Source organism: Niabella agricola (assembly GCF_021538615.1).
Classification (GTDB): domain Bacteria; phylum Bacteroidota; class Bacteroidia; order Chitinophagales; family Chitinophagaceae; genus Niabella; species Niabella agricola.
This window is the reverse complement of record NZ_JAJHIZ010000002.1, coordinates 758979-780356: the sequence shown is the minus strand read 5'-3', so window position 1 is coordinate 780356 and position 21378 is coordinate 758979. Positions and strand designations below refer to the sequence as shown.

21 protein-coding genes and 1 tRNA gene are annotated in these 21378 nt (G+C 45.9%); 9 read left to right on the top strand and 13 right to left on the bottom strand.

Going from position 1 to position 21378, the window contains the following annotated elements; all coding sequences use genetic code 11:
- Nucleotides 1–31: 31 nt before the first annotated feature.
- From LL912_RS03655 to LL912_RS03635, 5 genes are all read right to left on the bottom strand, one after another.
- On the bottom strand, nucleotides 32–649 hold the full coding sequence (locus tag LL912_RS03655) for a hypothetical protein (protein WP_235552199.1): 618 nt from the start codon (nucleotides 647–649) through the stop codon (nucleotides 32–34).
- Nucleotides 627–1175 carry an OmpH family outer membrane protein gene (locus tag LL912_RS03650; RefSeq protein WP_235552198.1) on the bottom strand — a complete coding sequence of 183 codons (549 nt, stop codon included), beginning with the start codon at nucleotides 1173–1175 and terminating at the stop codon, nucleotides 627–629. Before LL912_RS03650 ends, LL912_RS03655 begins: the two co-directional genes overlap by 23 nt.
- A gap of 759 nt (nucleotides 1176–1934) precedes the next feature.
- Nucleotides 1935–2975, bottom strand: a complete 1041-nt coding sequence (locus LL912_RS03645) for a hypothetical protein (RefSeq protein ID WP_235552197.1) — start codon at nucleotides 2973–2975, stop codon at nucleotides 1935–1937.
- 164 nt (nucleotides 2976–3139) lie between these two features.
- Nucleotides 3140–3814 (bottom strand): hypothetical protein, encoded by a 675-nt coding sequence (locus LL912_RS03640; protein ID WP_235552196.1) that lies wholly within the window; start codon nucleotides 3812–3814, stop codon nucleotides 3140–3142.
- A 73-nt stretch (nucleotides 3815–3887) separates the two neighbouring features.
- Complete coding sequence (locus tag LL912_RS03635) at nucleotides 3888–4205, bottom strand: hypothetical protein (protein WP_235552195.1); 318 nt, start codon at nucleotides 4203–4205, stop codon at nucleotides 3888–3890.
- A gap of 752 nt (nucleotides 4206–4957) precedes the next feature.
- Between LL912_RS03635 and LL912_RS03630 the strand changes: the two genes are divergently transcribed.
- Genes LL912_RS03630 through LL912_RS03610 form a run of 5 tightly spaced genes read left to right on the top strand, consistent with a single transcriptional unit; the run spans nucleotide 4958 to nucleotide 8824 of the window.
- Nucleotides 4958–5479, top strand: a complete 522-nt coding sequence (locus tag LL912_RS03630) for a toxin-antitoxin system YwqK family antitoxin (protein WP_235552194.1) — start codon at nucleotides 4958–4960, stop codon at nucleotides 5477–5479.
- Nucleotides 5476–6756, top strand: a complete 1281-nt coding sequence (locus LL912_RS03625) for a hypothetical protein (protein ID WP_235552193.1) — start codon at nucleotides 5476–5478, stop codon at nucleotides 6754–6756. Before LL912_RS03630 ends, LL912_RS03625 begins: the two co-directional genes overlap by 4 nt.
- Nucleotides 6744–7148: a hypothetical protein gene (locus LL912_RS03620; protein ID WP_235552192.1), complete on the top strand. Its 405-nt coding sequence runs from the start codon at nucleotides 6744–6746 to the stop codon at nucleotides 7146–7148. The genes LL912_RS03625 and LL912_RS03620 overlap by 13 nt, the downstream gene beginning before the upstream one ends.
- Nucleotides 7135–7653: a type II secretion system protein gene (locus tag LL912_RS03615; protein WP_235552191.1), complete on the top strand. Its 519-nt coding sequence runs from the start codon at nucleotides 7135–7137 to the stop codon at nucleotides 7651–7653. The genes LL912_RS03620 and LL912_RS03615 overlap by 14 nt, the downstream gene beginning before the upstream one ends.
- A 1-nt stretch (nucleotide 7654) precedes the next feature.
- A complete protein-coding gene (locus LL912_RS03610) occupies nucleotides 7655–8824 on the top strand; it encodes a type II secretion system F family protein (RefSeq protein WP_235552190.1) in 1170 nt (389 codons plus the stop codon).
- 99 nt (nucleotides 8825–8923) lie between these two features.
- Here the strand turns inward: LL912_RS03610 and LL912_RS03605 are convergent, their stop codons facing one another.
- The 4 genes from LL912_RS03605 to LL912_RS03590 form a co-directional block, all read right to left on the bottom strand.
- Nucleotides 8924–9217, bottom strand: a complete 294-nt coding sequence (locus LL912_RS03605; protein ID WP_235552189.1) for a hypothetical protein — start codon at nucleotides 9215–9217, stop codon at nucleotides 8924–8926.
- A gap of 212 nt (nucleotides 9218–9429) precedes the next feature.
- Entirely contained in the window at nucleotides 9430–9855 is a 426-nt protein-coding gene (locus LL912_RS03600; protein ID WP_235552188.1) for a hypothetical protein, read from the bottom strand.
- Between the two features lie 675 nt (nucleotides 9856–10530).
- Nucleotides 10531–11151 (bottom strand): hypothetical protein, encoded by a 621-nt coding sequence (locus LL912_RS03595; RefSeq protein ID WP_235552187.1) that lies wholly within the window; start codon nucleotides 11149–11151, stop codon nucleotides 10531–10533.
- A 17-nt stretch (nucleotides 11152–11168) separates the two neighbouring features.
- A complete protein-coding gene (locus tag LL912_RS03590; RefSeq protein ID WP_235552186.1) occupies nucleotides 11169–12068 on the bottom strand; it encodes a hypothetical protein in 900 nt (299 codons plus the stop codon).
- A 918-nt stretch (nucleotides 12069–12986) separates the two neighbouring features.
- Here LL912_RS03590 and LL912_RS03585 point away from each other — a divergent pair.
- Nucleotides 12987–13307 (top strand): phage holin family protein, encoded by a 321-nt coding sequence (locus LL912_RS03585; RefSeq protein ID WP_235552550.1) that lies wholly within the window; start codon nucleotides 12987–12989, stop codon nucleotides 13305–13307.
- A gap of 24 nt (nucleotides 13308–13331) precedes the next feature.
- Here LL912_RS03585 and LL912_RS03580 read toward each other — a convergent pair whose 3' ends face one another.
- Nucleotides 13332–13880 (bottom strand): hypothetical protein, encoded by a 549-nt coding sequence (locus LL912_RS03580; protein ID WP_235552185.1) that lies wholly within the window; start codon nucleotides 13878–13880, stop codon nucleotides 13332–13334.
- A gap of 306 nt (nucleotides 13881–14186) precedes the next feature.
- On the opposite strand from LL912_RS03580, the gene LL912_RS03575 reads away from it, so the two are divergent.
- Entirely contained in the window at nucleotides 14187–15011 is an 825-nt protein-coding gene (locus tag LL912_RS03575; protein ID WP_235552184.1) for an MBL fold metallo-hydrolase, read from the top strand.
- A gap of 431 nt (nucleotides 15012–15442) precedes the next feature.
- Here LL912_RS03575 and LL912_RS03570 read toward each other — a convergent pair whose 3' ends face one another.
- The 3 genes from LL912_RS03570 to LL912_RS03560 form a co-directional block, all read right to left on the bottom strand.
- Complete coding sequence (locus tag LL912_RS03570) at nucleotides 15443–15958, bottom strand: GNAT family N-acetyltransferase (RefSeq protein WP_235552183.1); 516 nt, start codon at nucleotides 15956–15958, stop codon at nucleotides 15443–15445.
- An 817-nt stretch (nucleotides 15959–16775) separates the two neighbouring features.
- A tRNA-Lys gene (locus tag LL912_RS03565) sits at nucleotides 16776–16848 on the bottom strand.
- Nucleotides 16849–17047: 199 nt separating this feature from the next.
- Nucleotides 17048–19507, bottom strand: a complete 2460-nt coding sequence (locus tag LL912_RS03560; RefSeq protein ID WP_235552182.1) for a glycoside hydrolase family 9 protein — start codon at nucleotides 19505–19507, stop codon at nucleotides 17048–17050.
- Between the two features lie 69 nt (nucleotides 19508–19576).
- Between LL912_RS03560 and LL912_RS03555 the strand changes: the two genes are divergently transcribed.
- Complete coding sequence (locus tag LL912_RS03555; RefSeq protein ID WP_235552181.1) at nucleotides 19577–20386, top strand: SDR family oxidoreductase; 810 nt, start codon at nucleotides 19577–19579, stop codon at nucleotides 20384–20386.
- 65 nt (nucleotides 20387–20451) lie between these two features.
- Nucleotides 20452–21279: an SAM hydrolase/SAM-dependent halogenase family protein gene (locus LL912_RS03550; RefSeq protein ID WP_235552180.1), complete on the top strand. Its 828-nt coding sequence runs from the start codon at nucleotides 20452–20454 to the stop codon at nucleotides 21277–21279.
- Nucleotides 21280–21378 lie beyond the last annotated feature (99 nt).

The following is a 21378-nucleotide window of genomic DNA, read 5'->3' as shown; positions in this document are numbered from 1 at the left end:
CGGTCCTTTATCATCGTCCGGCTGCCCCGGCTCAAAGTCCGGCCAGGCGTGGCGTTGCTTCTATATCGTCCTTCTCAAAGCGGAATTTCAGCGCCCCGGTGCCAAAGCCGCATTCCGCAATATTGATATCAAATGCTGCGGCCCGTTCCAGGCCGGATTTGGGAAAGCAAAGCAGTAACGTGTTCCCGTTGCTCATCCCATAGGTTTGATCAAAAAAATAATCCGCTACCGGCAGCGTATCCCTTGCCGGCGTGGTAAGGTTAATGTATTGCCCCATCCGGAAGGCCAGCACCTGCAGCATCTCACTGTACCGGTTAAAAGAGCCCAGCTGCCGGATGGCTTCTTTATCCTGGATGCTGTACTTCAGTTTAAAATAATACATGCTGTCGTAGGCGGTATTTGCTTTTTGAGATATCGTGTCAGCCCCGGAATTGGCTTCCTTCTCCTGCATTTTTAAAAAATCAGACGGGAAATAAACCAGTTGTGCCTTTATTCCATTTACCACCTGCTCTACCTGAAGGCCGTTCCCGGGATTGCGGATATACGCCTCCAGCTCCGGGCGCTTCATGGACGTTGGTTTTCCATTGCAGGCCATCAGCCCCAGCAGCAGCATTCCCAGCCAATGCTTATTTTTTAACCGGCACCGCATACTCTTTATTTAGCTGCTCCACTACCTTATCTGTAATATCCAGTGCCGGATCGGCATAGGCGATATTTCCATTAGCTGCCACCAGGATCATTTTATAACCATGGGTCTTCCCAAACCGGGAAAGAAAAGCATTCACCGTAGTTAACACCGACTGGCTCAGCCGTTGCTCTTCCTGCGCCGCATTTTGACGAATGGCATTCTGGTAATCCTGGAGCTGCTTTTGTTTGGTGCCGATCAGCTCTTTGCTGAGTTGTTTTTCTTTTTCGGTACCCAGGGCCGCCGTCTTTTCATAGGTCCCGATAGCATTACGCACATCATTGGTAAGCGAATCGATATTGCTTTCCCAGACCTTCTTTTTGGCCTCAAACTCGCTGCGTGCCGCCACCATGGCATTATAGCCGGTCAACAGTTTAGCGGAATCTACGTAGGCGATCCTGGTAGCCCGGAAGAAAATAAGATAAACAGCAAATAAAGCCAGCAATGCCGCAATCACAGGAAGTAGCCATTTTGATTTCAGTATCCTCATAAGTGTTCTGTGTTGTTTAGAGTCAATTTTCAACGTAAAATTAAAAGTCCCTATGAATTTTCCAAATTTATTTTTAACTTTTTCGAAAGAGCCGCCATTCAGCGGCGTAATGGTGATCTGCCACGGCTGACAGGTTTGCCATAGATTTAAAACAGTTGATACCGCAGAGATTCTGGTTCCCTTTCTGGCCAGGTTATCATTTATTTCACCGCCATAGTTATCACCGGTATCGAGCCGTCACCGAGGCCGGTTGTTGGTGCCAGTTTGCAGGTTTCGGAGCCGCGATCTTAAACCAGCCAGACTTGAGCTGGAAAGGTATTCATTTAAAAGAAAGATGCGGACGGACACGAAACAATGCAGTGGAAGTATCTCCAGCTATGCAAACCCCTAACTATCCCCCATACCCCTTCGATGAAAAATCTTTTGCCAACTTTATCTAAATGAATGGGTCACATCCGGCAATTCTTTTATTCTCAACAATCGTCCATCAGGTTCTATAAATTTGGTTCCATTTAAGAGCACAAAATTTTTCATATTCAACGAGGTTTGAACAACTACCGACAAAGATTTATATAGCCTATCCGCTACTTTTGGCCAATCTGAAACAAAGCCTGATTCAAAACGAGCCCTAACACTATCAACTTTCCGCGGCTTCGATGTATAAATATCCGCGAGAGGTAGATACTCAGTGGCGCTATCGTTAATTTGAATAAAAACGTCGGTGAGTGGGTAAAAAACTTGTCAGGGCGATTGTATCTTTTATTTGCGTCCAGCAGCCTTTGCTATAAATGTGATCACATTGGCGCCACTATAACTCCCGTAATTAATCATACCTCCGGGATCGTTAATATCATATCGAGTATTGTCGCAATTCCATGATTTATAATCAATGACTGATATTGGTGTATTTGTTTCCATAGCATAGGCGTTGGTATTCACTTTTTGCCATGAAAAGAATATTTTCTCATTATTAAGCGATCGTATTTCTCTTAGCATCCAGGCCGTTGAACCTGCATACGGAGCCGGCTCGGTACAATTCTGCAGTGAATTACTTTCATCATTACCAAACAAATAAACAACACCATCTTCATCAAGAACCTTGAAGCCTGCCAAACCGGGAAAGGCTGTTATTTTCACCTGGTTACCAGTGGTAATCGTCTCAATGGTATTTCCACTCTTCTTAATAAAAAAATTGATTGTTTTTGAAGGGAGATGTAATGAAAAAACATCCTTTTGTGTATCGAACAAATCATTATAATTCAATTGGTGCTGACTATAAAGCTGATCGCTTACTATCCCGGGTTTTATTGAATTATATTCTTCGCTACCATCCAATTGTTTAAAGGGAAACTGTTCATCCGGCCTGCCAAGTATGGTACGGGTAATCCTCAAAACGGGAGAGAATGTCCAACCGTAGCCAACAGGATATGGATTGTCAGTTATATTAATTCCAGAAGTCTGATATGTCAAGGCCAAAGGGATATTAATTCCTTTGACACCAACAGTAAAAAGCGAGATTGGAATATTTATTATGCCGGTTTGCAACGAAGGCTGGTCATTTCCATATTTGTTAAAAATAGCTGAAGTTGGAGCCGGAGGAATTACCGTTGCCCTAAAATCATCTTGTCCGACAACACCTCTGCTTATTACCATCAGCGCAAGCAGGAGGCTCACACTTTTTAAAATATGAAGGCTCTTTGTTTTAAGTTTTTTCAAGAGTGTTAGGTAATAATAAAAAGCACTCTGGGAACAATATTCATCAGAAGGACAATTACTTTTGTAAAAACCTGTTAACATCATTTTTTAAATATTAATTTGATAATTTGCACAGACTTTATTTTTCAGAAGTAGCTTCAAAAACCATCGTTTTATTATTTTTAGGATGTTTATCGCGTGCAACTCTGGTCGTTTCATCATCGATTAAATGTATTTTCAGCTATTCAATCTTCTCCACAACAACTTATTCATTTCAGATAGGGTAACCCTCCTCTGTTTCTACTTGTGAATGTTCGAAAAGCGGGCTCTGTATTAATGGATCGCTGTCGATCATCTGTTAGATTGCGTTTCATACCCTCTTTCTCCTTTTCCAGGTCTTTCACTTTTTTTTCCAATTGAATTAAATGCAGCGTCAGTTCTTCAATCTTCTTCAGCAATACCGCCTGGTTGGCGCCCACTTCTATGCCATTTTCAGCGACTTCCCTGGCAGAAGGTACTTCCGGTAAATGCCCATTGGTTTTAATAAAATGCTCCACCTGGCTTAAGGGCATCAGCCGGTAAGAAGGTCTGAAAACATAATCCGGCCAGCCGGAAGACTGCAACTTTATCTTTACTTCCTCTGCGATGATATTACAGGCCACCGCAAGCTTATACCCGGTAACCGGCGTGGCTCTTCCAATACTGATAGTTCCTTTTACAACCAGGTCGCCCTTCGCGGGATTGGCATACGCATAAGCATCCGATACCAAAACCCCTCCCACTTTCAGTCCGCCGGCAACGCCAAAAGCAAGTGAATTAAGGATGGACAGATACCGGTTCTGATCGGTGCCCGCGGTGCTCAGCCGGATTACCGGAGCCGTTGTGTCCATGGTTACAGCTCCCCGCACATCCAGGAAGCTAAAAAGGAAAAGCGCTTTTTTCATGACTGTTATATTTATTTATTTTGATGCTTTTGTATTGTTTTCAAATGCCGGACAGTAGCAGCCAGACCGGCATTTACCCGCTGCAGACGCCCGTACTATTATAATGATTGGCATTCACCCGTCCTGCTTCCCGCCAAACGGCCGGGTTGGCATGCGAAATGCTGGCCAGATGGGTGGCCGAAGCCGCAATATTGCCTCTTGTATAACTGATCGATATTTCATAATAGCCCGAAGACCCCGAGGCCAGTGGCGCCACTTTTACAAACTCTATATAATCGCCCACCTGGTAACCGGCCGGAAATACCACCGAGGTTTCATACAGATCACCGGTTTGTGCATGGCTTAAAAGGCTGCCCAGCAGCAGCATAGCGGTTGCCATTAATTTTCTCATAGTTGCTTGTTTATTCGCTTTATTTCATGGTAAAACGGGCTCGTCCTTCCACCGGGAAACAGGCTCCGGAATCCGGTTGTATCCATAACCCGAGCATGCTGCTGTTAACAGACAATTTGAAACGGTGGAACAATTATGAAGTTGCTTTGGCGGTATTCCTTATAAGCGTCAGCATGCTTTCCAGGTTCAGGGCTTACCCGCAACGTTCATCAACAGCAGTTTCCAACTTACCCAATCCGCCTGATGCATCCATTGCAATGCCTGGCGAACCGGCTATTCCATTATCGCTTACTGGAAATAAACATTCATCATGGTTTCATTTTAGGTTATCGAAAAGTTTACATTGTTTAGAAGCAGCGTCTCAAAAACAGTTTTTGATAGAAGCTCGAAGACGAAGATAAGCGGTTTTCTGATATCCCATACGGCCTGTGAAAAAAAAAATTCAAGAAAAAAATGAACCCGCTGTACCTCCACGGTATCCGGCTGGTGCAAAGCGAACCCCCAGGCATAACAGGTTCAATGATCTATATATTACGGCAACAACCGGTCTGCCGCAGATCCCTTCACAGACTGCCAGCCTGTATCACCGGGTTCAAAAAAGCCCAAAGCGGATGTTGCAGAAGCGGCAGCCTTAAGCAGATCCGCGAACCGGCGTTGAGCCCGGGAAGCTTCATCCACATGCACGATCCTTTAAACATCCATAATTTCAAAACAACCCCTATCTTTATACCCAACTTAAACATGCTGAGAAAATGAAACGCATCTTCTTTCTGTTGATCCTGATCTGCGCCCTTGCCCCCGATACCGCAGCACAGTATTATAATGGCCAGGTACGGATCGACTCCCTCGATCGCTCGTTCCTGTTCCAGGTAACCGATGCCCGGCCCCGGCTGCATACCCGTCATTTTTATACTTGGTTTAAATCAGGACATATCTATACCACGGAGGGCGGTTATTACGGCAAACTGTTGCATGGCTACTATAAAGTGGTAGACAAGGAGCGCCGCCTGCTCGAAGAGGGCCGTTTTAAACGGGGCGAAAAGAAAGGCCGCTGGCGCACCTGGCATACCAACGGAAGACTGCGGTCCTTAACACGCAAACGCTTCTGGGATGGGGCGCTGCACATCAATACATTCGACCCCGAAGGCCGCCGGACAAAAAAAGGATATGAAAAAGACAACCGGTTTACCGGCCGCCAGGTGGAGCTGGTGAATGATAGCACCGTTGTGGTTACCTATAAAAAGGGCGTTCGCCAGCCGGCTGCAAAAAAATGATCCGTTCGGTTTTTTTCCGGAAGTTCCGGGCCGGCTCCCTGATCGCCACGCTGATCCTTTCCCTGGTGCTTTTTATCACCTGCGGGATGCTCCTGCTGGCCCTCTATCATTTTAAATATTTTGAAATTAACGACCAGCTGGATCAGCGGCTGAACGATGACCTGCAATCCGGTATAGAGCGGGTACTGGCTGCGGAACGCATTACGGCAACACCGGAGCTGGACAGCGGCCTGCTGTTTGAGGGTATGACCGATTCATTGTATTACCGGAATGAGCCCTGGGGCTGCTTCCAGGCTTCGGGAATCAAAGTAACTTATAAAGGGCGTATGAAAACCACTTCCTTTTTGTACGGTGCCGAACATTTCCGTTACAAAGATGCCAGCCTTTATCTTGCCGATCACGACCGGCCGCTGTCGCTCACCGGCGATACCTATATCGAAGGCCGGGCCTACCTGCCTAAATCCGGCTTGCGGAGCGGCTTTTTCCAGCAAAAGGGCTTTTCGCGCAAAAACCTGATCGAGGGCACCATCGACAGCAGTGGCAAACAATTGCCGCCACTGGAAACGGCTTTCAGAAAGCAGCTGCGTGCCCTGGGCAACCGGGTTACGGATACCCTGCTACCAGCTTCCGGTGCGGGTACAGATTCTGTTGAACAATCTTTTTTAAATGCAGCCCGGCAGCTTATTTTACCCCGGAAAGGAATACTAACCACCCAGTACCTGAAAGGAAAACTGATCGTATTATCCGACTCGGTGATCGAAGTGGGCTCCGGGGCCCGGCTGGAAGATGTGCTCCTGGTTGCCCCCTTTATTCATTTTACCAGCGGATTTAAAGGTGCCGTGCAGGCTATTGCCCTCGACAGTATTACCGCAGAAAGCGGTTCTGTGTTTGATTATCCTTCGGCACTGGTGGGACTTGGTCGCAGCAATGCCATTGGCAATACCGGCGCCACGGTAACCCTGCATGAGGGAGCGGTGCTGCACGGCATCCTCCTTGGTTTGGCCGAAAATGAGCATTCCAATATCAAACCCGTGGTAAAGATAAAACCCGGTGCCACAGTAAAGGGACTGGTATATAATGAAGGCTATACTTATCTGAACGGAAGAATGGAAGGCGCGGTCTTTACCCATTTTTTCTTTGAACAGCGCGGCCCCATGAGCATGGAAAATATCCTCATCGATGCCACCATTGTGCCTTCCCGCTGGTTCCGCGATGCCGGATATTTTTCTATTTTTACGGATGCAAAGCAGCAAACCCTTTTGAAATGGCTTTATTAAAAACCCGGATATATAAAACAGCCGTCAGGGCTTTTTCCCTGATCGAATCGGTTCTAGCCCTGGTGCTGGTGCTGCTGGTATTCTTTATCTGTATTCATTTTTTTGTATCGGTAAAGGAATCAGGATTCAGCTTGCAACGGATGAACGCCGCCAGCACGCTGGAGGAATATATACAAGCGTCCTTCCTCCATCAGGACTTTAGTGTTAAAAAAGAGGTCATCCATAACTGGACCCTCAGCCGGGAAAGTAGCCCGGATGCAGCAGCGCCGGCGCTGCTGCGGGTGCGTTTTACCGTTTATAAAAGAGACAGCCTGGGGGCGCCCTTCATCACGCGCACCTTCCTGGTTAATACTCAACCATCTTCTGAACCCCTACCGGATGCGCAGCCATAAAAAAACAGATACCCGCAGGATCCCGGCGTTTACGCTCCCGGAGCTGGTGATCGGCCTGCTCCTGATGGCCATCCTCTTTGGGGTGATTGCCACGGTGTACATGATCCTGGCCCGGCAATCCGGCCACTATTTTGCCGGGAACCGCTTTTTCACTGATTATTATATTACCAAAAAACTGCTGCAGCGCGATATTGAAAAGGCCCGTACCGTAAAACTGGATCCGGAACGCAACCAGCTCATCCTGCAGACAAAAACCGGTAACCATTCCAGGACCACGGTGTACCAGCTGGATACCGCCTTTATCGTACGCACCGAACCGGGCCGCTCCGATACCCTCCGGCCGGGCGCGGGTATCGTGGCACAACGCCCTATAAACGACAGTACCCCCCTACTTGTATATTTAAAGCTGCGGCACCGCTACCGGGATCAATATTTTTATACCTATCTTCAGAAGCGCTATGCAAAAGCAGATCTTCTGAACGACTCCATCCAAACGGAACCATAATATGAATCAGCCTATCGATATCCATGCACTGAAAAAGCAGGGCAGCAAAGAACCGCAAACAGCGGCTAACAAGGAAGCCCGTTCCTTTATGAAGCAGCTGGAAGGGTTGCTGACCCGGGAGTTTACCCTGTTTGGAAAACCGTTTTCCGATAAGATCAAGGAATCCTTTTACCTGGAGCTGGGCAGCCTGATGGACGCCGGCCTGGATATCCGTACGGCCCTGCAGCTGATCCGGGACGAGCAAACCAAAAAGGCGCCCAAAGCCATCCTCACCACCGTGCTTGAAAAAGTAGTCAATGGCAGCAGTCTTTCCACAGCCATGCGCGACAACAAAAATTTTACCCCTTACGAATATTTTACCGTGGAAATCGGTGAAGAAACCGGCAAACTGAACACGGTGCTGCAGCAGCTATCGGTTTATTACAAGGCAAAGATCAAACAGCGGCGGCAGATCATCGGGGCGCTTACCTATCCCCTCATTGTACTGTCGGTAGCCTTTTGCTCCGTATTCTTTATGATGAATTACGTGGTGCCCATGTTTGCCGATGTGTTCCAGCGTTTCGGCGGCAACCTGCCCTTTCTTACCCGGCAGGTGTTAAATGCTTCTAACTTTATGCAGGCAGCCGCCGGCAAGCTCTTCCTGTTATTACTGGCGGTTATCGTCTTTATAGCCCTTAACCGCAGCAAACCCTGGTATAAAAAATATAAGGACCTTTTATTACAACGCACACCGGTGGTAAAACATATTGTTTCCAGGATCTACCTGGCACGCTTTGCTTCCACCATGCAACTGCTGCTGGGCGCCCGGGTGCCCCTGGTACAGGCCCTGAGCCTGAGCAAACAGGTCATGGGCTTTTACCCGCTGGAGCAGGCGCTGGATCAAATGGAGCAGGACATCCTGAAGGGGCTTCCGCTCCACGAAAGCATGAGCAGCAAAAAGGTATTCCCCTCCAAAATGGTGGCACTGGTGAAGGTGGGCGAAGAAGTAAACGAGCTGGAATTATTTTTTAAAAACCTTTCCGACCGCTATAGCGAGGACCTGGATTATCAAACCACACAGCTCAGCAAATTTATCGAACCGGTGATCATCATTGTACTCGGACTGGTTGTGGGCGTCGTACTCATTGCCATGTACCTGCCTATGTTTAATATGGGTAATACAATACAGTGAGCCGATAAAAAAATACTTGCTTTAGATCCCGGATTAACTGAAAGTAATAGGTGTTGGCAGCATGATAAATCAGAACCGTACCACAGGCAGCGGATGCTACTATTTAGCAGCTATTATTGCAAATGGATTATGTCTCCTTTCAAAGAAAACACCGCTTACGTGACTTTTTAATAGCTTATCAATATTTCTGCTTACTAAACACGTTATATCTATCTGTTTCTGTTGTTTAGTAACTATTCTTGCAAAATAATAATACTCGAACCCCATTATAGGAATACCATTGTCCATATTTGCAGATTTATATATGATGATGGACTCGATATCATTATATGCGATCATTTCTTTATCCCTGTTTTTAATAACAATATCATTAGCTTCTAATATCACCTCCATTCCCTGATTCTTAATAGCATAAATTATATGCAAAATAACAGCGGGGAAAACACATAATATAAACATACCAAGCGTTATAATAACCGGGACCATAGCAAATTGGAAATACCACAGTATAATAAACGTAGCAATTAGCATTAATATATTAAATTGGTTAGCCAATATGTGGTTTCGAAACGTTTGTTTTAATATCATATTCGCAAATTTACAATTTATCTAAACCATCCATTTGGCATCCATGTGCAACTATTTAGTCCTTTTTCTATATTCCCAAGATTTTCCGACATTTTATTATGCCAGTACATATATCCATCCTCTCCCTCACTAACTGTTAAACTTTCTGCAGCCCCAACAACAGCGCCCCAGGGGCCTCCGAATTGCGCACCAACATAGGTCGACGCACCAAGTGTAGCAAGTCCACCTGTAACCCGGTAAGCAAATCTTTGAGAACCGATTTCTCCACTTTGCATGGAGTTATAATCATTAATAATGCCAACCGCTGTAGCAGCAGGCCCGACAACTCCTGCCCCGCTCGCTAATACTCTTGCCCTTCCCAGTGCTCCATAAATAGAATTAAATCTTCCAAAAGCCGCTATTCCTTTCCCGTATGATGAAATACGATATCCGTACACACCCAATTGCAGTCCTCCAATTTATTTTTTGATGTAAGCCTCTAAAATTGTTCATTATTCAAACTAACTTCCATTTTACTTATCTCCGGAAGGATCTTTTCCCTTAGCTCATTTAAGTGCAGTGTTTTCGCTTTGTCTGCATAATCCGGTAATATTCTATCATGAAGCATAAAAATGACTATTTGAAGATAATCCTCAATTTTCATAAGATACCGACACTATCCGCAAAGCGTTTCTATACTGGAGCTCATGAGAAGCATTGCCATTCAGCTGTTTTCCGGGGACCTCAAGTCTGAACTCTGACGTAAGAAAATTAAAGTATGATTTTACTGCTTCTATATATCGCACGCTTTCAATCATGAGTTATTGCATTATTGTTCTGTTTATAATAACCGCTTTTTGTGCCTCCTTTCTTGTCAGTGATCGGGGTAATTTGTCAGCACGGTTATTTTATCTTTTACCTTCTTGGATTTCACCTTCCCGAATGCTTCTAAGACATAAGACAACGCCTATTCATCACCTGGCATGTTGATTAACGCATTGTCTGCTTTTCAGATTTACTTTTCCTAAAGCCGAAACAAACATCTGCCTTGACATTCCTTTTGTTTTATCCTAAACCACTGACAACACACTTCCAGCATCCTTGTTTTCCAATTACTATAAAATGGAATGGCACTCCATTTAAAAAGAGAGTTTTCCAACCCGTACATAGTCTAGTCTCAATCCTTCAATTACCGGATCAACCTTATCTAAGGCGGCCAAATGATTATACTCATTGACGAAGTCATCTAAATAATCCGTGGTATTAAACAATCCGAAGCTATTAATGTCCGTTCCCTTTTTTATAAGACGCTCAAGTTTATTCTCAAAAACACCATGCCTCACTAATGACCAGCCTCCTAATAAAACGATGTCATAGCCCATCCATTTGATGGGCACTTCAGACTTCTTTCCTTTTTTTATACTGTTTAAGTAAGGCGATGACACCGCGACTATTTCATTTTTTCCTAATATTTCACTACTAGCTTCGTTAAAAGACCGGGCAACATCATAATCTTCTACCACCATGAAGTGCGATCCGTCATATCCTGAGTTCCTTAATGCGTCATAATGTTTATTTAACGGCGTCGTCTGCGGTAGCCTTTTATTAATAAAATAACTTTCTATATCACCCCACATAAACCTATCTATTCCGTTGTAACACATGCCATTAAAAGATGGCAAATTCTGTCCGCCCGGATACACCTCAACATATTGTGGTTTTCGAAGAACTATGAAGCCTGCTATAATATTTGATTCCATAAAATATTTTAATCATTTTAACGAACTATTGGGATATGGCCATTTCCAACACCAGGAATGTGAATATGAGGGCCTCCTATCCAATGATTATTGAATGGAGCCATATCACTCGGGGTTGCTCTAAAACCGGGATATTTTACGTCCTTTGCCAATTCTATTGCGGCCTTGGTATCGACAGCACTGAGTGCTTTTCGTCCACCTAATGATGCCTCATGCACCAATTCTTTCAACGCAATCTGATCCGCAGTCTTCTTATTAATCGTCGCTCCTACGACCATTTGAGCAGCCCCTGTCACGAGTGATTTTACTAAAAACACATCCGAAACCGCCATCGCAGTATGGAATAAGCCCCAGCCCCAGTTGCCGTTCTGAAAGGCATTTATTGCAGACCTACCATTTCCCCAAATCGGAATTAAACTTTCTCCCAATCCGGGCTCTCCGACACTCCGATTCGCCTCGTTTTGTTGTTGAAAAAACAACGCTTCGGCTTTACCATAAGAGTAAAATGTAGCAGCTGCAGCTCCCAGATTAGCATTTGCAAATGTAAGCCCAACGGTCTGAAAACCGCTACCATATCTTACCGAAGTGGCATCCGTCGTATTGATATCGAATGCATAATTTCTCCACACGGACTGCATATATCCGTTCCACATTCCTGCAGTCAACCTTGAACTACTACCTCCCTGATAGCGACGGAGAGCTTCATACGGTGAGCGCGCCCAGTTTCGCTGTGCATCCCAATATCCATATTGACTCATCAATCCAGACATATAACCAAACAGCTGATCCTTATCATAAAAAGTCATTTGACCGGTACTGCCGCTTTGTCCATATGCTCCTGGAAAAAGATCATTGTAATAACCTCCCAACAATGCATTAATAGCCGTCACTGCGCTCTTCCATTGCTCCTGCAACAAATCTCCGGTAGGATCCGTAAACTTCAGCGGGTGTCTCCATATTTGTCAGGTGCACCTTTTCAAAGAACTAAAATTGCTGTTTACTAAAGCAACAAAACCAGACAGGTAATATACTCTATTAAAACACCATCAATCCTTCCTTTTTTGATTCATCAAACTTATAATTAACTCGTTTAATTTTTTCTAACTATTCCCTTTTGCTCACATCGGCATATATCTCTTCTGTTCGCTCCCGTACTAGCATATATTCTCGAACATTAGAGATCCGTTGTTTCAGAATGATCTTTTCAATCTTCTTTAACCGCTCTTTCTCTATCAATGAATAATCCTCCCCTGGTTATTTTTTGAGTATTCCCCGTATATCCAGAGCTTCTTTAAAAGGTATTTCTTTTAGCCGGTTGTTTAAATCATCACTCCCGGCGTCTAGAATTTTCAAATCGCCGCCTTTAATTTTAAATCTCCTGAAACTCATTTGGTTTTGAAACTAATTCTTTAAATCTAATATCCAGATCTGTTGCAGTTAAATTCATAAAACAGTCCATTAAACGGCTTAATGCTTCGATGCTACATAATGCAATACTTGATAAATTCCCTGATAAGGTTTACCTTTCTCCAACCTTATAATATACTTTCTGCCGGATCTATCTTTTAAAACAAGACGCGTAAAATCCACCTTATTTATCACCCCATCGTTAAATTCATCTTGTATAGCGAGGTCCACTTCAACCAATTCAGAGTATGGCATTATCATTCTTTTACCCCCTCGCACCTCTATTACTCGATCGCTTGTTATCAAAACCCAATGTGCTTCATCTTGTTTAAAGCATATTAAAGGCAACTCCTCTGCTTCAAGCAACGCTACCTGATTGAGTACTGCTGGATTTCATTTTTGGCGTAGCCAGGGCTACACTTACCGGGATCCCCCGCAGTTCCCAGGGTTTCCGTAAAACCATTACAAAATTTTTGCAATACGGCGGCTGCATTATCGTAGCCATGGTGATCCTGAATATCGTGTGTGCTTCCAACCAGGTATTTGACAACCGTCTTACCGGGTTCTTTGGTGATAGCATGCTATATATCATGATCTATACCGAAGTGGTATCCATTTTTGAAAATATGGAGGCCATGGCCCCGGGCAGCATTTTTATCAACGTTTTTGTACGGCCGGTGCGGCGCATTCTTACCTTTCAATTGAAGCGGTTATTCCGTGAAGAATCCCATCCCCCGAAACCGGGTTGAGTATTGCCTGCCGCCGTGGTTGTTTTATTTTGTCCGGACAACGGTTTGATAGTCCTGGTAAACCCAGTCTGTAACCCCGGCACCCGGACCATCATAATGCATCAACGCCTGTGCTCCCACTCCTATGGTTTGCGGCTGATCGTCGATGGGCGATATCCGGATATACGTCCGGGCTTTAAGCGGGTAAGAGCCGATTGCGTTCTCCAGCAGTTCGAAGATGCCCGGGGATATGGATTTCACAGCAACGGTATCCTGCCCGCAGAGCTCCCCGTCTTTGTTGATCATCACGACGAACGCATCCGAAACCGGGCCACCGGCATTCTTACTAAAAAGTTGTACCAGGCTATACCCGGTTCCAAAAGGTTTATCTGCCGTTTCCTTACTGCCGCCTTTCGGATGCATCCCATAGGCCCTGGTATAACTCACCGTCTTGTATTCGGCTACCAGCTGCATCACGGGTCCCTGTTCTTTAGCAGTCTCCTGCTCCCGCGCAGGTTCTTTTTCTTCAGCCAACTCCTTTTTACAGGAAAAAAATAACAGAACAGCAGCAGCAGTGATCAGTAGTTGTTTCATAATAGTTTGTTTTAGTTTGCGTTTCGCCCTGAAAGATACGTCATTTTTCCCATTCCTTCCGCTGATGAATACGTTAATCAAAAAAACGCTGCAGGTACGGGTGGTCGCTATGAGACACCCGCGACCCCGGCCCATCTTTTTACAAAAACGTTGGATACCATTACGGCATCCGTCGCCAGGAAAATACGAGGGTAACACCCGTTGACTACCGGCCATTAAATTAAAATACTCATTGACGGCAATCAACCGGCCAAAATGAAAGTGACTCCAAACCGGTAGTTGCATAAAAAAAAGTATTTTGCAGCCATGGGCAGCCTCCATCTGACATCATTGAATTCCGGCAGCAACGGTAATTGTTATTATATCGGCAACGAGGATACGGCCGTACTGATCGACGCCGGCCTGTCCTGCCGGGAAACCGAAAAAAGGATGCACCGGCTGGGCCTGACCCTTAAAAAAGTAAAAGCGATCTTCATCTCCCATGAACACAGCGATCATATCCGGGGCCTCGAAGTCCTTTCCCGGAAGTATCAGCTTCCGGTATATATCTCCCCCGGCACGCTCCGGCACTCCGGCCTGCAGCTGGATCCCGGGCTGGTGCGAACACTGACTGCAGACCTGCCGGTAGCGATTGGAGCGTTGTCGGTCAGCGCTTTCCGGAAACAGCACGATGCCGCAGACCCGCATAGCTTTACGGTGGAAGACGGCCCTACCTGCATCGGCGTTTTTACTGATATCGGGAGCGTATGTGAAAACCTGAGCACCCATTTCCGGAAATGCCATGCCGCTTTCCTGGAAGCCAATTATGATGAGGTATTGCTTGAGAAAGGCCGCTACCCCTATCACCTGAAAAAAAGGATCCGCGGCGGCCGGGGACATTTATCCAATAAAGAAGCGCTCGGGCTTTTTCTTTCCTGCCGGCAGGAACAGATGAGTCACCTTTTCCTTTCCCATCTTTCGGCTGATAACAACGATCCGGATCTGGTCCTTGATCTTTTTACCGGGCAGGCAACCAGCACACATATCATCGTTGCATCGCGGTACGCAGAAACACCGGTGTATACGATTTCCGGGGATAAGGCGCCCTGTACCGGCGTTCCGCAAACCCTGGGGCAGCTTCGTTTGTTCTGAGGTCTGCTGAATTAAGCAGTTTATAAACCACATCATCAACCCAACGAACCGGTGGCACGATACCGGAACGGACCTTGTTACACCCGCAGTCCCATCAATCATTTAACTGTTTATAAAATATCCTGACACACCAGCGTTGATGCACCTCATAAAACCGACCCAGGTTCTTTTCGCCGTTGATCTTAAAAACGGCCGGGATCAACCGGCCTGGTGCCCTTTTCTGATCATCTCAATTATAAAAACGGCGGTCTCAAAAAGTCCGGAACCGTCCTTTCGATCCTGCCCGTTGCAGGGCGAAGCGGTCCCGGCTATCGGGAGGGAAATTTCATATGATCTAAAAATTAAATGCAGATGAGCTCCCGGCTTCACTACGTTGCAGTCTCGAAATGACGGACTTTTGAGACCGTCGCTTTTATTTATAGTTGATTACTTCAACCGGTGACGTGGAAAGAATCATCATATGCTACCGTTCCTTCCGGTAGCTTTTCCCTAAATGGCAGTACCTGAAAATATTCGGCGGGAGCATGCGGGTACTGCAAACGGGCATCACTCCTGAATCCGAACCGGCCATAATAGGAAGGCTCACCCAGCACCACACAGCCGGCTGCATGCAGCTCCTTCAATGCGTCAATGGCGGCCCTGATGAGGCCGGAACCCACACCCGATCCCTGTTTGGAGGGGAGCACCGATACTGGTCCCAGTCCAAACCAGCCTTCAGCACCCGAAGAAATGGTTACGGGCGATACAGCAACATGCCCGATCAATACGCCCTCCTCCGCTGCTACCAGGGAAAGGGTCAGCTGACCATTTTTGCGCAGGGCATTTATAATGAATGATTCCGTTCCGCTGCTATATGGAGCAGAGGCAAACGCGGCCTTTGTTACTGCGTTGATCGTTTCGATATCAGCAGGTTTTTCCTGTCTGATGGTATAATTGTATTTGTACATTACTGATGCATTAAATAAAAATAAGAGTAGCTCCGCTGCGAAAGATGCAGCAGCCACTAATGAAATAATCAGTTGAAGATGTAATTACCCAAACGGTAATTAAGGTAATACAATATCCATCATACGCTCATATTGAAAGAAAGTAGAATGCTGCGAAAATAAAGAAAAATGTGGTAAGCCTTTCATGTTAAAAATAATCGATTGAAGACGTTGATGGATGAGCACAGAAAAGGTATCCGAAAAAATTTCCGGATTGCTCATCGAAAGACTCTACTTAAATAAAACCGCTTTATTCTTAACTTCTGATTAACCTTTTCTGGGCTGGTCTAACCAAAGATTGACATCTTCCATTTTATGGAGCAATTTGTAATAAACCAGACAAATATAGTAAATGATTATGCGACCAGAGGTGTCGCCCAAATAACCGGTTTAAATGATTCTCTGACTTTTTACTACAAAAGACCATAGCGATTATTTAACCGTTTTTGTTAGCAAATATGGTTGCCAATCAAAATAGAAACAGGTTGAGTATACTCATTTCGCTTCACTTGGAATTGTTAGGCGGTAATTTCGAACGGATAGCCTATGTGAAATAAGCGAGCGTGGTTTTTAATTAATTTGCTGCAATTTTACAATTTTATCCAACTGCACTCCAATCACTGAACCTGTAAACTCCGATTAAGATATGCTTACTTAGTGAAAGCTAATGAACCAGTATAAAGTACAGGAAAAAATCGGGGTTATAAAAAAGGAACCCAGCTAAACGCCCGCCTAAAATATAAAACCCCGCGACGAGCGCGAGGTTTTAAGTTGTCTGTGATCCCGCTGGGACTCGAACCCAGGGCCCATACATTAAAAGTGTATTGCTCTACCAACTGAGCTACGGAATCAACTGCGTTCCCGTTTGGGAGTGCAAAAATAAGGGAATCAATTTATTGCTCCAAAAAAAAACACAGAATTCTTGAAATATTTTTTCATTTTTTTGTCCTGCATGCAAGACATCGTTGCGCACCGTATACGCGCTATTTTGCTGACCGATGGAGTATCGTTTTGCATCCTTTATGACCGCAGCTTATGTAAATCATACATCTAAGGCAGCCGCTCCAGCTGATATCCCCGGGCACGCAAAAAGCGGATGATGGTTTCCAGCTGATGATAAAACTTATCGGTCCGCCGTTCATCCGTACCATAATGGATCAGCAGGAAATTACCCGCCAATCCTTTTTCTGCTTCCGCTTTTTTTAATTGCGTCAGCAGCTGTGCACTGCTTTTATAATTCGGCTGACCGGGCCAGGTATAATCCGCGTTGGTGCCCGTGCCGGGTGTAAAATTGATGACCGTTAATCCCTGCTCCCGGGCCCAGGCTACAATGTCCTTGTTGTACCACTCATAGGGCGGCAGGAACCAGCGGCCTTTGGAAATACCCATTGCTTCAAGTGCCTGGTATGCATGGCTCAGATCGGTTACAAATTGTTCCTTTGTTACCAACAGGGAATCGCGTTGCTTCCAGTCGTTATATAATAAATGTTTATCGGAATGTACCGCAATATAATGTCCCTCCTTTTTTAGCTGCAACACTCCGGGTTTGAATTGCGGGTCTCTTAAAAAATCACCCGTAAAAAAGAAACTGGCTTTTACATCCTGCTTCTTTAATACCTGCCGGATATAGGCGCCGCCTTCGCCCTTATCGTGTGCCGAAAAGATGAGGTATACGGTCTTGCCCGGCATCCCGATCACGGCACCTGCCGCGTCTTTCCGTAATGCTTCTGTTTCCGAAGCCCGGGCCTGCATCTTTGCGAAATAATAGCTCAGGCTCGCCGTGCCGTCCATGGTTGGTTCGTTGCTGGAATAGTCGCCATAATCATCGTGGTAAATAACCAGGGGCGACTGGAACGCAGCAAACGTATCCGGCTTATACAATTTGATCCCGATCAACTTATCCCAGATGCTTCCATAAATGGGACCGTCTACCAAGCCGCCCGAAATCTTGTAGCCATGCAAATGGGTAAAGGCCGAATGCGGATCTTTTGGTGCCACGCCGGCTTCCGGCAGATCGCAGATCATGCTGGTGCCCCAGGGGTTACAGCCCAGCAGCCAATCGCGCAACGCGGCTTCCAGCTCATCATACTGATGATCGCCGCTGGCTTCCTTATATAAACTGATTTGCGTGAGGATGGCCACGGTTAAATTATTCGAACACCATATAAAGGGTACGCCCATCAAAAACGGGTTTCCGGCTCCACGCTTTTTTACCCGCTCGATCCCTTCCTTCATAAAAGAAAGGTATTCGTTGCGGTTGTTGCCATGCCTGGTACCCAGGTAATGCCCCAGGTTTAAAAAGGGATACCATTGATAATGCCGGGCGGTATCTGCTCCCATCCAGGGTGTTACCGGCTCCTGTCTTGCAAAACGGATTGCTTCATCCAGGTAATCTTCCTTTTTATCCACTTCGTACAGGGAGAGGGCCGCCAGCTCCATGTCATCTACATAATTATCTTCCTCATAAAAATAAGGCGCACCAAAAGGAATGGTTTGGTTGTTGCCCGGGTATTTTTTTCCAAAAGCATAGGCATCTCGGGCCTTTTCCGTTAGGGTGGCTGCAAAAACAGGGTCGTATGTTTCCAGAATCTTTGCACCCAGGGCGAAAGCCGATGCAAACTTGCCGGCGCTTGAAGCGACGCCCTTTGTACGGTTCTGATATTTCGGGCCCTGTGGTTTACCGGATATAAAATATACCGGCCGGCTCAATCCCATATGCGCAGCGTATTTGACAGTATCCTGCGTTGGCAAGCGCATGCCCCGGTGATCCCGGTCATCCGCAATCTGGTTATAATATTCCTCTTTTCCGGGGTTCATCTTTACCATCCATTCCAGCCCCCAGCGGGCCTCGTCGAGAATATCCGGCACCCCGTTAGGCCCCTTTCTTCCGCTGGCGTCGTAACGGTCTTCAAAACTCCCGGGATTTTTCATGTACGCAAACAGCATCTGGAAAGTGGCATTGGCCGATGTAGGCAGGTACTGCAGGTAGTCGGATGCATCATGCCATCCGCCTGCCACATCAATGCGTGTGGAATCTTTGGCTTTGTCGTTATGGTATACGATAAATCCGTCTTCCGTATGGCAGCTGTCGTTTAAAAAAGGATTGAACTTTGAACGTTGCTGCCGCATATAGTTCAGGATAAAATCCGCGGTACCATCATAAACCCGGTTGTTTAAAGGGAACACCGGCGAAACGGCCTCACCCGCCTTTATATAATAGGTGCCCGGCTTCTGAAATGCCGTAAAATTCAGCCGGAACCCGCTTCTAAAAGCAGCATAAGCCGGGAAGGCCTGCACCTTATTGCTGGTATACACGACCCTGTTGGTTGCGGCATCAACCAGGGAGAAACGCGTGCAGATCATCGCATTTTTAGACACCAGTACTGCCACTTTTACATCCTTTTCGGTATAGCCCAGTTGATTGACCCGCACCCAGGATTGACCATACCCGGTAAAAAAGCAGGCACTCAAAACAATGACCAGCAGTATTTTCTTTTGCAACCACACCATATACCCTGTATTAAAAGTTATTTTTTAATATTTTATAAGTAGGTTTGTTGAAATATTTTCATTAGCCGCATGAACGAATATTACAAAGATAAGGTGGTAGTGGTTACGGGTGGAACAGATGGAATCGGACGTGCCCTGGTGGATGTACTGCTGGGTTTTGGCGCCAGGGTGGCCACCTGCGGGCGCAACCATGATAAATTATATGCCCTGCAGGCCGCGCATCCCTCTTCCTTTTTGCATACCCTGGTGGCGGATGTAAGTGCAGAGGCCGACTGCCAGCGCTTTATTGAATCTACCGTGGAAGTATTCGGACGCATTGATGTGCTAATCAATAACGCAGGCATCAGCATGCGCGGACTTTTTAAAGACCTGGACGTGGCCGTTATTAAAAAACTGATGGACATCAATTTTTACGGCGCCGTATATTGCACCAAGCTCGCCCTGCCCTGGCTGACTAAAAGCAAGGGCACCATTGTGGGCATCTCTTCCATCGCGGGCTACCGCGGACTTCCCGGAAGAACCGGCTATTCATCCAGCAAGTTTGCCTTACAGGGTTTCCTCGAATGCCTGATGACCGAGCTGCGCGACGACCAGGTGCATGTGATGTGGGTAAGCCCGGGGTTCACCGCCTCCAGCATCCGCGACAATGCCCTGAACGATAAGGGGGAAAAACAAAAAGAAAACCCCATGGATGAAGGGAAAATGATGACCGCAGAAGCCGTGGCCCTGCGGATCCTGAAAGCCATCCGGAGTAAGAAACGTACCATTGTAATGACCACTACCGGGAAAGAAACCGTTTTCCTGAACAAATTTTTTCCTTCAATTGCCGATAAACTGGTTCATAAGTTTTACTTTAAAAACAAAGAGTTGATAAAGTAGTCAATGGTTGTTTACTTTGCAGGACATACTCCTAACAAAAAATATGTGAATCTACTGAACAGGCAATGAATTTTGTAACATTAACATCTGATATCGGGTACCAGGATTATTTAGTGGGGGCTATCAAGGCTCAGTTGTTACAAGTAAATGCAGATCTTCAGCTGGTAGATATCTCTCATAATATTACGCCCTTTAATTTTCCCCAGGCATCCTATGTATGCCGCGGCGCTTTTAAAAACTTTCCCGAATTTAGCTTCCACCTGATCCTGGTGAATCTTTTTGGAACCCGGCCGGAAAACCTGCTGGTAGCATTCCATAAAAATCAATACATCATTTGTGCCGACAACGGGCTGCTGAGTATGATCCTGGAGGAAAAACCCGATATCATCATCGGCATTCCGTTAAGCCGGAGCGCTATAAAAAATACCCTCTATGTTACGGAGGTAATGGCCAAAACCGTGGAGCGACTGGTCAACGGCGAATCGATACAAAAGATCGGCGTACCGGATTTTAACTTCCGGGAAAAAAATCCGTTGCAGCCGCTGGTTGACAGTAACTATATTGAGGGCCAGATTATTTTTATCGACAATTTTGAAAACGTAATTGTAAATATTACCCGTGAGCAATTTGAAGAACAACGCAATGGCCGTGGCTTTAAAATTGTATTTAAACGGGATGAAGTCATCGACCGGATCAGCGAGTCCTATGCCGATGTGCGGGAAGGCGATAAACTGGCGCTTTTTAATAGTGCCGGGTACCTCGAAATCGCCATTAATAAAGGGAATGCTGCAGGTCTGTTCGGATTAAAAGGCTTCTCAGATAAAGCCAGCCAGTCTTCCAATATCATGCAGAACCAACTGCTCTATCAAACAGTACGGATCTATTTTGAATAGCTGTGTCAGGTTTGAGATTCCAGATTCGAGATCTGAGATTCGAGATTTGAACATTGAGCATCCGGTATCGGGCGTCCAAGGGTCCGGACTAAAAGATCT

Bases quoted from the DNA above. Each gene is read 5' to 3' on its own strand.
- LL912_RS03655 (WP_235552199.1), bottom strand. From the start codon at position 649: ATGCGGTGCCGGTTAAAAAATAAGCATTGGCTGGGAATGCTGCTGCTG.
- LL912_RS03650 (WP_235552198.1), bottom strand. From the start codon at position 1,175: ATGAGGATACTGAAATCAAAATGGCTACTTCCTGTGATTGCGGCATTG.
- LL912_RS03645 (WP_235552197.1), bottom strand. From the start codon at position 2,975: ATGATGTTAACAGGTTTTTACAAAAGTAATTGTCCTTCTGATGAATAT.
- LL912_RS03640 (WP_235552196.1), bottom strand. From the start codon at position 3,814: ATGAAAAAAGCGCTTTTCCTTTTTAGCTTCCTGGATGTGCGGGGAGCT.
- LL912_RS03635 (WP_235552195.1), bottom strand. From the start codon at position 4,205: ATGAGAAAATTAATGGCAACCGCTATGCTGCTGCTGGGCAGCCTTTTA.
- LL912_RS03630 (WP_235552194.1), top strand. From the start codon at position 4,958: ATGAAACGCATCTTCTTTCTGTTGATCCTGATCTGCGCCCTTGCCCCC.
- LL912_RS03625 (WP_235552193.1), top strand. From the start codon at position 5,476: ATGATCCGTTCGGTTTTTTTCCGGAAGTTCCGGGCCGGCTCCCTGATC.
- LL912_RS03620 (WP_235552192.1), top strand. From the start codon at position 6,744: ATGGCTTTATTAAAAACCCGGATATATAAAACAGCCGTCAGGGCTTTT.
- LL912_RS03615 (WP_235552191.1), top strand. From the start codon at position 7,135: ATGCGCAGCCATAAAAAAACAGATACCCGCAGGATCCCGGCGTTTACG.
- LL912_RS03610 (WP_235552190.1), top strand. From the start codon at position 7,655: ATGAATCAGCCTATCGATATCCATGCACTGAAAAAGCAGGGCAGCAAA.
- LL912_RS03605 (WP_235552189.1), bottom strand. From the start codon at position 9,217: ATGGAGGTGATATTAGAAGCTAATGATATTGTTATTAAAAACAGGGAT.
- LL912_RS03595 (WP_235552187.1), bottom strand. From the start codon at position 11,151: ATGGAATCAAATATTATAGCAGGCTTCATAGTTCTTCGAAAACCACAA.
- LL912_RS03580 (WP_235552185.1), bottom strand. From the start codon at position 13,880: ATGAAACAACTACTGATCACTGCTGCTGCTGTTCTGTTATTTTTTTCC.
- LL912_RS03575 (WP_235552184.1), top strand. From the start codon at position 14,187: ATGGGCAGCCTCCATCTGACATCATTGAATTCCGGCAGCAACGGTAAT.
- LL912_RS03570 (WP_235552183.1), bottom strand. From the start codon at position 15,958: ATGTACAAATACAATTATACCATCAGACAGGAAAAACCTGCTGATATC.
- LL912_RS03560 (WP_235552182.1), bottom strand. From the start codon at position 19,507: ATGGTGTGGTTGCAAAAGAAAATACTGCTGGTCATTGTTTTGAGTGCC.
- LL912_RS03555 (WP_235552181.1), top strand. From the start codon at position 19,577: ATGAACGAATATTACAAAGATAAGGTGGTAGTGGTTACGGGTGGAACA.
- LL912_RS03550 (WP_235552180.1), top strand. From the start codon at position 20,452: ATGAATTTTGTAACATTAACATCTGATATCGGGTACCAGGATTATTTA.